Below are 12,916 nucleotides of genomic sequence, written 5' to 3' on the forward strand. Positions count from 1 at the left end.
GTTATTTGGTTTCCCATTTGAAGTCCTCCGGCTTAATGGCCATCAGTTCTTGCTTGGGGGGAATGCTGTTGGAATATTGGTTCAGAAGCCTGACAGCCTGGTAACGGATCGATTTCTCAATAATATTCCGCACGTACCTGGCATTGCTAAACGAAAATATGTCGCTCATCTTCTCTTGAATCAAATGCTGCCTTAACTTAAATATGGACTGCGGCATTAAATTATAATCGCGTTCCTTCGCCATCAGCTCGGAAATTTGGATTAATTGGTCAATGGAATAGTCCGGAAAATCGATTTGGATCGGAAAACGCGAAGGCAGACCGGGATTGGTCAGCAGAAAATGATCAATCTCCGCCGGATACCCCGCCAGAATCAGCACAAACTGATTGCGGTGATCCTCCATCGCCTTTACGAGCGTGTCAATGGCCTCCTTGCCGAAATCCTTCTCTCCGCCGCGCGCAAGGCTGTACGCTTCGTCCACGAATAGAACGCCGCCAATCGCCTTCCGTACCATATCCCGCGTCTTCTGAGCCGTATGCCCGATATATTCGCCAACCAGATCAGCCCGCTCCACTTCGATCAGATGCCCCTTCGAGAGCACGCCCATCTTCTGGAACAGCTTCGCCACAATTCGGGCTATCGTTGTTTTGCCGGTTCCGGGATTCCCCTTAAAGATCATATGATAGACATGGGAACCGCCGGACAAGCCGGCCTCCGAACGCATACGGGTTATATATAAAAGCGCATAGACTTCGTAAATAAGGGCTTTTACATTGTCCATCCCCACCATCGGCTCAAGCTCTTTCTGAATATCGGCAAAATGGTCTCCCGGCGGAAGCGGCTTGACGGCTGGCAGAGGTTCATTATCCACGACAGGCGCAGAAGCCGTCATTTGGACCGGTTCCTGGCTTCTCAACACCACATTAATTTGACGGGACGGCCTTGCTCCGTTATTCGATCCCGACATGACATGTCCGCTCATCTATTGCATCACCTATCCTTCGCACCGTCACTAGCGTTTGGCATGCCGGTAAGATAAGCCCGGCATATCCCGCTCTAACAAGTGTATTCTATCGGAATCGGTCATATTAACAGATTTTATTACGGATAGTCAGGAGAACGGTAACCGAAATGCAGCAGGACGGCATCCACCTTCCACTTGGCGTATGCCAGCACTTCGCGCGACTGGTTCTTGAACGGACTCAGCACTTCGGAGTGAAAGGCGGCGGCCTGCACGTTCTCGTAATCGAGATAACGGGCCATCTCCATCGCTCTTGGCGCATGATAGTCGTGAGTTACGATCAAAAGCTTATTCAAGCCGTGTTCCGCGGCGATTACTTTACTGTTCAGCAGATTTTCGTATGTACTTCGCGCCGCGTTATCCAGGAGCATCTTGTCCTCCGGAATTCCCTTGGCAAGCAGATAGACCCGCATCCCCTGCGCTTCGGTCAGCTTGGATCCGTTGCGGTCAAGCCCTCCACTCAAGATAAGCATCTTCACCTTGCCGTCCTTGTACAGCTTGTCCGCAAAATCGAGACGTTCTTTCAATGCCGGACTTGGCTTGTCCGACCACAAAGAAGCGCCAAGCACGATAGCGGCATCGGCTTGTTCAACCGGCTTGGAATCGTCATAGCTGTTAATCAGCCATAACAGATACCCGCAGCACAATACCCCTAACAGACATAAACCTACAAAGAGACGAAACAGGAGCAGCCCGCGCCGTTTGCGTGACTTGCTCCCCGTCTGAACGATACTTTTCATGATTCTCTTAGCTCTCTCTCCGTCAAGCTTTTGCGATGCTTCAAGCTGAGCGTGAAATACCGGAACCTGCCGTTCCGGATACTGGAAAGCAATCTTCCTGCTGTTTTGCGGGCGAGCGCCGCTTCTTTCCCCGTTACCTCTCCGTCACGGAGAGCTTCCTCCAGCTCATCCTCATCGAGAAGAAAAACTTCCCCGCTTGGCAGTACAACCACGTCCAGATAAAGGTCGTCAAACCAAGGCACATGCTGATCCGTCAGCCCTTGCGTTTTGCAAATATCAATGTACCATTGCACCACACGGCCTTTATCGTCAAACATCGTTGTTACGACAAAATGCTCGCCGCGCGGAAAATGCTGCATCCATAAATACCCGCGGTCTGCCAGACACAATCGCCGCCCATTGTATTCCTTCCATAGCGGCTCACGCAACTCATGAATCCGGTAGAACGTGACAAGACCTTTGAATTCATCATTGTCGAGCGCCAGACAATTGTAGCTTTTGCGTATAATGCGACGCCAGTTTGCCCGGTCCGAAAATTTTCGTTTCATACGGAACGTACCTTTCCGTTGAGATAAGCCTGTAATACTTGGCTTTCGATGATGATGGATAGCGTTGTAAAAAGCTTACCATAACTTAACGCTCATCTCCACTACGCATGAAAAATAAACCAAGCTTTTCACGGGATTTATGTGCCGCCGGGCAAAAAAACAAAAAACGGGACAAAGCGGACGAACCGCTGCATCCCGTTGATACTAGCCTAACCCTTACGTTTCCACGATCGTAACCGATTCGATAGTGACCTTATCTTTAGGTACATGCTTGTCGTTCACCGGCGTCTTTGCAATTTCCAGAACCGTATCCATACCGCTGTCCACCTTGCCGAAGATGGAATACGTAGGCGTCTGGTTCAAATTCAAAGAGTCGGGACCGGTACAGATAAAAAACTGGCTGCCTCCCGAATTCGGCTTCCCGCTGTTCATCATGGCCATGACGCCAGGCTCGAATTTCAGGCTCGTATCAAATTCATCCGGTATCGAGTAACCGGGATTGCCTGTTCCATCGCCCTTCGGGTCCCCGCCTTGAATCATAAACGTTTCGATAATGCTGTTGAACGTAAGGCCGTCGTAATAACCGTTACGCGCGAGAAAAACAAAATTGTTGACCGTTACCGGCGATTCCTCCGCGTAAAGCTTTACGGTGAAATCGCCTTTGCTTGTCGCAAATTTCGCGGTGTACTGCTTGTTTAAGTTGATCGACATCTCCGGCATCTTATCCCATTTCAGTCCGGGCGAGCCGCCGGATGAGCCGCAGCTGGTTAACAATACGGCTACTGCTGCGATTATAATGATGCTCCAGCTAAATTTCCCCAGCTTGCCCATACCCTAAGTCCAGCTCCTTACGCTTTGCCGCCTGCACTTCCGGCTTCGTTTTTGTCAGTGGTTCCCTTGCCCGTTACCGCTCCGTTCCCGGTGCCCGGATCGGTCGATTCGACCGGTCCCCCCGCACCTTGGTCAGGTCCCACAGTTCCGTTGCCATTTCCGTTGCCTGATCCGTTCCCGTTATTTCCGGGACCCGGCGACACCGTGCCTCCGTTGCCAGGGGACTCCGATTCAACCGGCTGATTCGGATCCGTGGATGGCGGTGGCGATACTTCTCCTCCGTTATTGCCATTGCCCGGAAGCTCGCCGTCAGACGGCTGATCCGGCTCCATAGGCTGCTCCGGTATATCCACTTCGGTCTTCGGCACGTCAATCGTAATCGTCTCCGAAGGCTTGCTTTCCTTATCTTCTTCCGAGTTATAGGCAACGACGTAGTATTGATACTTCATGCCCGGGAAGACGGTCATATCGTCTACCGTCGGATTAGCTACGTCTACAAATACGGAGAATTCCGATTGCTCCGAGTCTTTGCGGTATACGCGGTAAGTGACGCCTTTGCTGTTCTCCGGCGCAGTCCAGGACAATTGAACCTTCGCCTGGTCTTCCAGGAACACCGCATTGAAATTCGTCACCGGCGCTTGTTCCTTCACTTCCTGCTTGATGCCTTCAGGCTGCTTGAACGAAGATTTCGGTACGTTCTTCATCGCCTGCTTCATTACTTTACCGAACATTGCCGCAGCCTGCGAGCTGCTCTTCTTGATGACATGCTGCTTGTCGGTTTTATCATAGCCCATCCAGACGGCAGCAGTCCATTCCGGCGTGTAGCCCACGAACCAGGCATCCCTGTTCGCGCTGGAATTAAAGTTAGGAATCCCGTGCTGGGACGTTCCCGTCTTGCCGGCTACCGGACGGTCGATTCGCGCTCCCGTACCCGTACCGCCGCTTTCAAGAACGGTTTGCATCATCTGCGTCATATACCACGCGGTCTCCGGCTTCATCAGTTGCTTCGACGCCGGTGCGTGATACGTATAAACCTTCTTGTTTGCTGCAGTTTCAATCTTCGTAATCGTATGAGGATCAACCGATTTGCCGCCGTTTGCGAATACGCTGTAGGCTTCCGCCATTTGCAACGGCGTTACCCCTTGCGTCAGGCCTCCAAGAGCTATTGCAAGGTTGCGGTCTTCCGGAGCCAGTTCGATTCCAAGCTTCTTGGCAAAGGCAATACCATTGCTGATGCCCACCTGATTAAGCGTCCATACGGCAGCCAGGTTGCGGGATTCCTTGATTGCTTCTTGCATAGTCACCGGACCGGCTCCATGAGGATCCCTTGGGCAATAATTGCCGAAGCATTTTTGCGAATCCTGATTCAGAACCGTCCAAGGATAATAATCCCCGGTTTCGAGAGCCGGACCGTATGAAACGATTGGCTTAAACGATGAACCAGGCTGACGTTTCACTTCGACGCGGTTAAGTCCTTTACGGACGTAATCACGGCCTCCGGCCATCGCCTGAATGGTTCCGTCGCGGTGGTCCATAATAATCATGGCGCCTTGCGCCTTCTGATCGTCCGGACTCTTCTCGAAGTTGCCGTCGTCCGCGAATTCTTTCTCTACCGCTTGCTGAGCTGTCGTGTTAAGGGACGTGTAAATGCGGTAGCCGCCAATGCGAAGCTCATCCTCCGTCATACCCGGCATTACTTTGATTGCCTCTTCTATCGCATAATCCACATAAGCTTTATAGGGATCGCTTTTCTTTTGATCGATATTGGCCGGCGGCTCATAAACAACCGCTTTCGCTTCTTCCATTTCCTGCTGCGTAATCAGTTTTTGATCATACATCAGCTTTAAAACGACAGCGCGCCGCGTCATCGATGATTCGGGATCATTAATCGGATTATAACGGTTTGGAGCTTTAGGCATTCCCGCAAGCGTTGCAATCTGCCATAGTTTCAAATCTTTAAGATCCGTATCGAAATAATAATCCGCTGCGCCTTTAATGCCGTATATCCCTTTACCGAAAGTAATCCGGTTCAGGTACATCGTCAAAATTTCCTGCTTGGAATATTTATTCTCAAGCGCTACCGCAATGGAAGCCTCCGTCGCTTTGCGGAAGAAGGTTTTGTCCGCGGTCAGGAATATATTTTTCGCCAGCTGCTGCGTGATGGTGCTTGCGCCTTCCACTTTGCTTCTGGCGATAACGTCCTTCACGACGGCGCGTCCGATGGAGAAAAAGTCAATCCCGGAATGCTCGTAGAACCGCTGATCCTCCGTTGCCACAAAAGCATCGAGGAGCAGCTTCGGCATTTCGTCATACTCGGCAATTTCCCTGTTCGCGCTAGAGTCGTACAGCTTTGTAACCTCTTTGCCGTTTGCATCATATATAATCGACGCTTCGCCGAGTTCAAGCTTATCCGCATTTTCCGTCAAGATCCGTTCGCCGTTCAAGGTAATAAACAAATAACCGATGATTCCGCAGACGATGGCAAACACGATGGTGAAGAAAAACGCGAAAAACCATTTACGGGGCGTCATTCTTTTCTTTTTCTTGACGGACCCGCGCTTCGTCTCCTTTGGTTTGCTTCGTCTTGGTTGTTCAGCCATTAGGTTCCCTCCAGTAGTTCCAAAATCTGTTTTCTCTACCCTTCAATATACCCCGGAATGAAAAGAACAACCCTGCTGGAGCGGGTTGTTCTTGCCTTCCGCTATCAAGTTAAACGTTACCTGCAAGTAGAAGGTTTCACAAATAACGTTACGTTCTATGCTTCCGAAGCACTGTTGTCTTGCATTAATGATACGTTACGCTGAGGAGTAAACGTCGAAATCGCGTGCTTGTACACCATTTGCTGACGGCCTTCGCTGTCAATGATGATCGTAAAGTTATCGAACGCTTTAATAACGCCTCTGATCTGAAAGCCGTTCATTAAGAAAACCGTAACCGGAATGTTGTCTTTACGCAGTTGGTTCAAGAAAGTATCTTGAATATTGATCGATTTGTTCATTGGACGTTACCCCCGTCTAAAAAAGATTGATTAGAAGTATATTCAAGATTGACTTGAAACTTTCCTGCTATTATACCATGAATCCGCCGCAAATTGTTGTGAAAATTTTCCCCCATGTCGATCCACTCGATATCCTTCATGTGCCGGAACCAGGAGAGCTGGCGTTTGGCGAACCTTCTCGTATCCCTTTTCAAAAGCTCTACTGCCGCCTCAAGCGTGCATTCGCCGCGCAGGTACATGACGATTTCCTTGTAGCCAAGCCCTTGCATGGCAAGGCTGTCCTCCGTCACGCCGCGCTCCAGCAGTCCTCTTACTTCCTCGACGAGTCCATCCTCCAGCATTTGATCAACCCGCTGTTCGATGCGGGAGTAGAGCACTTTCCTATCCAAGGCGAGACCCAATATACACAATTCGTAGGGCGATTCTTTTTTTTGTCTTTCCAGCTGGGCCGACATCATCTCGCCTGACAAATGAAAGATTTCAAGCGCGCGGATAATACGGCGCTGGTCATTCGGATGCAGCCGCTCGGCGGACTTCGGATCTACCTCCGCAAGCCTTGCGTGAAGGGCTTCCGCGCCGTGCTCCTCCGCATAACGCTGCTGCTCATCCCGAAAGGCGGGGTCCGAACCGTTTTCGTTAAATTCAAAGCCATAGCAGACGGATTCAACGTAGAGCCCGGTACCTCCCACGATAAAAGGAAGCTTGCCCCTAGCCGAAATATCGGCAATCGCCTCCCTGCAATGCACTTGAAAGTCGGCGACCGAATAAGCCACGTCCGGCTCGCAAATATCGATCAGATGGTGGACAATTCCCTGCCGCTCGGCCAGCGGCAGCTTGGCCGTGCCGATATCCATCTCCTTGTACACCTGCATCGAATCGCCGGATATAATCTCGGCGTTCCATGCTTTGGCAAGATCGAGGCTGAGCTGCGTCTTGCCTACAGCCGTCGGTCCAACCAGAACAAGCAGCGGCTGCTTGCGTTCCTTATTTGCTGCTTCCTGCAACCTCTATCACTCCATAAGCTATTTTCGACGTATTCACATGCCGCCGTTCGAATCCAAGCCGTTCGAATTCCCCGCTCTCGCGGTGCTCCTTCATTACGACGGTCTTGCGCGCGACCCTGATTGCTTCCTGCACGGCTTTCTCCGTCAACGCGCTGCCGTTAGCCAGCTTGCGCAGCGGCTCCAGGGCGCTGGACTCGTGAATCGGCTGGCGGAACATCGGATCGAAATAGACGATGTCAACGCTATTATCCGGAAGTCCCGCCAAATATTCGGCATGGTTAACGTTGATCATATTGATTCTGCGCATGGCTGCGTCCACATCCGGCAAGCCGGATTGATAACCCGCCAGCCCTTCGCGCACAACCGCGCACAAGATAGGCTCGCTCTCTATGGCGGTCACCGCTCCCGATTCGCCTGCCGCGTACGAGAATACAAGCGAATCCGCCGCAAGCCCAGCGGTGCAGTCTATGATGCGGTCTCCCGGCTTGCAGCCCGTCAGGTCAAGCAAGGGATCACTTTCTCCGCGCCGCAGCCTTTTCACCCTTACGAAAGCCATGCTGGGATGAAAATAGAGCGGCGACTCCGTCTGGCCGTCGTAATAACGGACTTCCTTCTCTGTTACGACAATCAGACGGATCTCCTCCATCCTCTCCGCCATCTGCCGAAGCGTTTGTTTGCCTCGCGGAACGTACGGAGCGGATAGCTCTCCCGCAAGCCGTCTGGCGGTCGTTAATGCCCGCTGAGAAGGCTTGTCGGAGGTTGTTACGATCATGACATCACCCGTTTAAACATTTTTTCTAGCTGATAGGTCGAAAGATGAACCACGATCGGACGGCCGTGCGGGCAGGTATAAGGCTGATTGCACGCCGCAAGGCGGGCCAGCAGCGCTTCTCCCTCTTCCCGGGTCTTCCGGTCATTGGCTTTAATCGAAGCTTTGCAGGAGCACATAATCGCCGCTTTTTCCCTGAGCTTCGCAATATTAATGGACTTGCGCTCGCTTAGCAAGAGTTCCGCCATTTCCTCGATAATGGCCTGCTCCTCGCCTTGCGGGAACCATTCCGGATAAGCGCGCACAAGAAAGGTCTGCGCCCCAAACGGCTCCAGCTCAACGCCCGCTTCCTGGAATAAACCTGTCATGCCTCGCAATTGCTCAGCTTCGCCTGAAGTAAATTCCAGGGTGAGAGGAACCAGCAGCTGCTGGCTTGCCGCTTGCGGATTGCCGAATTTCCGGAAGTAATACTCGTAATTAATGCGTTCATGGGCCGCATGCTGATCGATCAGATACAGTCCTTCCTCAGCCTGCGCCACGATATACGTGCCATGAAGCTGTCCGATCCAGTACAAGTCCGGGAAGGCCGGCGTACCGTCCGGCCGTTCGTTCGCCTCGCCCGCAGGCAGCTCCGAATCCAGTGCCGGAGGCGTTGCCGCCGTTGCTTCCGCCGCCTGAAGTGCCGGAGCGGCTTGCTCCCACGGAGCAGCTGCTTCGCGCACGGATGCTTCGCGCTGCTCGGCGGGCTTGTACAGACGTTCCGTCGCATCCTTAGGCACGTAATCGCGCTTCGGAGGCTGAGGGAAGGAAGAATTATTATACGATGTACCCGTGCTGGCGGCTGCGGACGTTGACAGTCCGGCTGGCCTGCCTGAGTTAAAGCCGCTTCCGGACAAATTAGCTGTACCGCCGGGAGCTCCTGATCCGTTAGGTTGGGAATTGCTTCGCTCCTGTCCCCAAGGCATGGACAGCGGATCTGGCCGATGGAAGGAAATCGCGTCCTGTACGAACAGCGGCTTCTCCCGCTCCGGCTTTTCGGCCGGACCCGGAATATGCCGTACCTGTCCAAGCGCTCCTTTTACCGCCTGCTCTACCAACGTTCTCAGCTCGTTTTCCTTGCTGAACCGGACTTCCATCTTGGAAGGATGAACGTTCACGTCAAGCAAGCTTGGATGCATGCCGATCTCCAATACGACAATGGGGAAACGGTTGATCGGCAGCAGCGTGTGATAAGCCTGCAGAATAGCCTGATTGACCGCATGGCTTCGAATATAGCGGCCGTTCACGATGACGGTCATGCCATTGCGGTTCGCCCGCGTCAGCTCCGGCTTCGATATAAACCCGCGCAAATCGTAATCGGACGTCTCGCCTTCCACCTTCAGCATCGCCTTAGCCGTATTCGTTCCATACACGGCCGCAATAACTTGCAGTCTATCGCCGGTGCCAAGCGTCCGAAGCAGCACCGAGCCGTTATGCTTCAGCGTGACCGCTATTCCCGGATGCGCCAAGGCGATCCGGTATACGTAATCGGTTATATGTCCAAGCTCCGTCTGGATGGCTTTCATATATTTCAGCCTTGCCGGCGTATTGTAAAATAAATCCCGCACCGACATGTCGGTGCCTTGAGGGGCGTTGGCAGGCTCATTGGCCGTAACCGTTCCGCCTTCTATTAAAAGGCGCTGGGCCAAGCCCGTCGAATCGATCGACGACACGCATTCGAGCCGCGATACGGCCGCGATACTCGGCAGCGCTTCGCCGCGGAAGCCAAGGCTTGCAATTTTGAACAGATCGCTGCTGGACGAGATTTTACTCGTGGCATGCCGTTGAAACGCAGTTTCCATATCCGCCGGCTCTATGCCCGCGCCGTTATCGGTAACCCGAATAAACGACAATCCGCCTTCTTCGATCGTAATATCAATAACGGAGCTTCCGGCATCAATCGCGTTCTCGACCAGCTCCTTGATGACGGACGCAGGCCGTTCCACAACCTCGCCTGCCGCAATCTGGTTGGCAAGCTGCTCATCCAATACCTGGATTTTCCCCATGCGAACCCCTCCTTGCTTCTAAAACGACTGTGCTCATTTTCAAGCTAATCGTTCAGCTTCTGCTTCATTTCGTTGAGCCATTGCATCGCTTGCATCGGCGTCATATTGAACAAGTCCAGCTTGCGGAGCTGCTCGGCGAGCTGCTCGGCCTTCGGCGAGGCTTTGCGGCGCCCTTGCTCCTGTACCGGCTGAACAGCCGGCGCTGGCGGCTCGTCAAAGATGGAGAGCTGCACGGCGGCCGCCGTTTCCTTGAATGCCATCCCGGACTCGGGAACAGCCGCATAAGAAGGAGCTGAGGAAGCTTCAGCCGCTAAACTCGCGGTCGCAATGGCTGTGTCTGCCGGCGACTTCTCCGAAGCCTCTTCTTCCAAATGCTCAAGCAGGACGTAAGCCCGGTCAATAATGGAATTCGGAAGCCCCGCCAGCCTTGCGCAATAAATCCCGTAGCTTGTGCTTGCCGCTCCGGGAATCAGCTTGCGCAGGAAGGTCACATGGTCGCCGCTTTCCTGTACGGCCATGCAGGCGTTCGACAGCTTCGGCAGGGAAGCCTCCAGATGCGACAGCTCATGGAAATGCGTGGAGACAAGCGCTTTGCAGCCGATATGGTGATGCACGAACTCGATGACCGCTTGAGCGATTGACATTCCTTCGCTTGTTGACGTACCTCGGCCAAGCTCGTCAATGATCACGAGACTGCTTGCCGTCGCCTTTTCCGTCATGAGCTGAATATCCTTCATTTCTACCATAAAGGTGCTTTGACCGCCGATAAGATCGTCAGCAGCGCCAATCCGGGTAAAGATGCGGTCGATCATCGGAATTTCCGCCGTTTTTGCCGGCACAAAGCAGCCAATCTGGGCCATGATGCAAATTAAGGCCACCTGGCGCATATAGGTGCTTTTACCCGCCATATTCGGGCCGGTAATAAGCAGCATCGACTGGTCCTCTTGGCGCAGCGAAGTAGCGTTGTTAATAAACGGTACGCCGTCCATTACCGCCTCAACTACCGGATGTCTTCCTTCTTCGATAACGAGATTATATTGATCGGTTATAACCGGACGGACAAATCTTCTCTCCGCGCTGACCGTAGCGAGCGACTGGTAGACGTCCAGCTCCGCCACAACCTCGGCCAGACGCTGCAGACGATGAAGCTGCAGAGCCAGATGATCCCGAAGCTCGATAAAACGGGCATGCTCCAGATCAACCATCCTATCCTCGGCTTCGAGAATAAGCCGTTCCTTCTCCTTCAGCTCCGGCGTTACGAAGCGCTCCGCGTTCGCCAGCGTCTGCTTCCGCTCGTAACGGCCTTCGGGCAGCATGCCCAAAGCGCCTTTGGATACCTCAAGGTAATAACCGAATACTTTGTTGAAGCCGATTTTAATCGTTTTGATGCCGGTTGCTTCGCGTTCCCGGCGTTCCAGCTCCGCAAGCCATTTTTTGCCGTTCGTGCTGGCTTCGCGAAGCTGATCAAGGTAATCGTCGTAACCTGCCCGGATTAATCCGCCTTCCCGTATCGATACGGGAGGCTCGTCCACGATAACCGTCTCGATCAGATCGGCCAGATCGGAGCAGTCGTCCAGCCCGTCAACAAGCTGGCGAAGCCGCTCGGAGCCGGCTTGACGCGCCAGCTCGACAAGCTGAGGCGTACGGCGGATGGAGCTTTTCAGCGCATTCATATCCCTGCCGTTCGCGCTTCCGAAAGCGACCCGGCCAACAAGCCGCTGGAGATCGTAAACATGGTTCAGCTCCGAACGGATATCGTCGCGGGCAATCAAGTTCCGGTAGAGCGCATCAACCGCTTCGTACCGTTCTTCAATCTTCGAACGATTCAGCAGCGGCTTGTCGATCCAGCGTCTAAGCAGCCTTGCCCCCATCGACGTCTGGGTCCGGTCGAGCAGCCACAGAAGGGAACCTTTTTTGCTCCGGTCGCGGACCGTCTCGGTCAACTCGAGATTGCGGCGCGTGTAATGGTCCAGAATCATATATTGATTCGGCTCATAAGCGCGGATTGTACGGACATGACCAAGGGAGCGCTTCTGCGTCTCCTCCAGATAACCGGTCAAGAGGCCAACGGCGCGGTAACGCGTTTCGTTAAGTCCTTCCAGCTGCTCGTCTTCGAACTGCTGGCGGAGCTTGTCCTCGGCCATAGGCTCGCGGCTTGTCAGCAGTACGGGACGGTTCCATACCGCCTGCTCCTTGAGCTGAGCCAGCAGGCTTTCGTCGCCCACGATTTCGGCAGGCTGATAGACGTTAATCTCATCGATTAACGTATCGATATTGAAAGCCAGCGAAGTCGCGTACAGCTCGCCGGTCGACAAATCACAGGCCGCCATGCCGATTGCCGCCGTAGAGACCGACCCGACGGATACGATAAAGTTGTTGGATTTATCGGCAAGCGACTTCGATTCCATAACGGTACCCGGCGTAATAACGCGGACGATCTCCCGCCGCACAACGCCTTTGGCTGCGCTAGGATCCTCTACCTGCTCGCAGACCGCTACCTTGAAGCCTTTTTCGACAAGCCTTGCAATATAGTTTTCCGCAGAATGATAAGGGACGCCGCACATCGGAATTTTCTCCGACACGCCGCCCTCTCTGCCCGTTAATGTAATTTCAAGCTCGCGCGAAGCATTTATAGCATCGTCAAAAAACATCTCGTAGAAATCGCCGAGACGGAAGAAAAGGAACGCGTCTTTCGCTTGCTCCTTAATTGCGAGATATTGTTGAATCATCGGGGTATAACCAGCCACTGTTGCCCCTCCCAGGTACATAGCATTCGAGTTTCTTATTATTCAATATTTAAAAAACATCATTCTGCTATTATACCAAGCCGATTGCCGCGCGCCAACCTGCATAACCGAAGCCGGGCAGACAACCGGAAGAAGCCGGAAGAAAAAAGCCCGGTCAGCCAGGGAGAAGCCTATAACGGCACCTTGTGTTCTAAAGGCTTAGAAAGCATCATA

The 12,916-nt window shown here is 53.1% G+C and carries 10 protein-coding genes; all 10 read right to left on the minus strand.

The features are described 5' to 3' along the window. Nucleotide 1: 1 nt before the first annotated feature. Nucleotides 2-982, minus strand: a complete 981-nt coding sequence (locus PGL01S_RS03410; protein WP_127491396.1) for an AAA family ATPase — start codon at nt 980-982, stop codon at nt 2-4. Between the two features lie 119 nt (nt 983-1,101). Beyond that, the gene (locus tag PGL01S_RS03415) at nt 1,102-1,761 is read right to left on the minus strand and encodes a YdcF family protein (RefSeq protein WP_127491398.1); all 660 of its coding nucleotides are present in this window, start codon (nt 1,759-1,761) and stop codon (nt 1,102-1,104) included. Then, on the minus strand, nt 1,758-2,309 hold the full coding sequence (locus PGL01S_RS03420) for a ribonuclease FAU-1 family protein (RefSeq protein WP_015844211.1): 552 nt from the start codon (nt 2,307-2,309) through the stop codon (nt 1,758-1,760). The genes PGL01S_RS03415 and PGL01S_RS03420 overlap by 4 nt, the downstream gene beginning before the upstream one ends. Nucleotides 2,310-2,525: 216 nt before the next feature. Continuing rightward, a complete protein-coding gene (locus tag PGL01S_RS03425; protein WP_127491400.1) occupies nt 2,526-3,140 on the minus strand; it encodes a peptidylprolyl isomerase in 615 nt (204 codons plus the stop codon). A gap of 17 nt (nt 3,141-3,157) precedes the next feature. Next, nucleotides 3,158-5,740 (minus strand): penicillin-binding protein 1A, encoded by a 2,583-nt coding sequence (locus tag PGL01S_RS03430; protein WP_127491402.1) that lies wholly within the window; start codon nt 5,738-5,740, stop codon nt 3,158-3,160. Nucleotides 5,741-5,895: 155 nt separating this feature from the next. After that, complete coding sequence (gene hfq / locus PGL01S_RS03435) at nt 5,896-6,138, minus strand: RNA chaperone Hfq (RefSeq protein ID WP_015844208.1); 243 nt, start codon at nt 6,136-6,138, stop codon at nt 5,896-5,898. Then, the gene (miaA, locus tag PGL01S_RS03440) at nt 6,135-7,142 is read right to left on the minus strand and encodes a tRNA (adenosine(37)-N6)-dimethylallyltransferase MiaA (protein ID WP_127491404.1); all 1,008 of its coding nucleotides are present in this window, start codon (nt 7,140-7,142) and stop codon (nt 6,135-6,137) included. Before miaA ends, hfq begins: the two co-directional genes overlap by 4 nt. Then, the gene (locus PGL01S_RS03445; RefSeq protein WP_127491406.1) at nt 7,123-7,914 is read right to left on the minus strand and encodes a class I SAM-dependent methyltransferase; all 792 of its coding nucleotides are present in this window, start codon (nt 7,912-7,914) and stop codon (nt 7,123-7,125) included. The genes miaA and PGL01S_RS03445 overlap by 20 nt, the downstream gene beginning before the upstream one ends. Further along, nucleotides 7,911-9,956 (minus strand): DNA mismatch repair endonuclease MutL, encoded by a 2,046-nt coding sequence (gene mutL / locus PGL01S_RS03450; RefSeq protein WP_127491408.1) that lies wholly within the window; start codon nt 9,954-9,956, stop codon nt 7,911-7,913. The genes PGL01S_RS03445 and mutL overlap by 4 nt, the downstream gene beginning before the upstream one ends. Before the next feature lie 44 nt (nt 9,957-10,000). After that, entirely contained in the window at nt 10,001-12,703 is a 2,703-nt protein-coding gene (gene mutS, locus PGL01S_RS03455; RefSeq protein WP_127491410.1) for a DNA mismatch repair protein MutS, read from the minus strand. Nucleotides 12,704-12,916: the final 213 nt, after the last annotated feature.

Origin of the sequence: Paenibacillus glycanilyticus NBRC 16618 (genome assembly GCF_004000805.1) — a bacterium.
Lineage (GTDB): Bacteria > Bacillota > Bacilli > Paenibacillales > Paenibacillaceae > Pristimantibacillus > Pristimantibacillus glycanilyticus.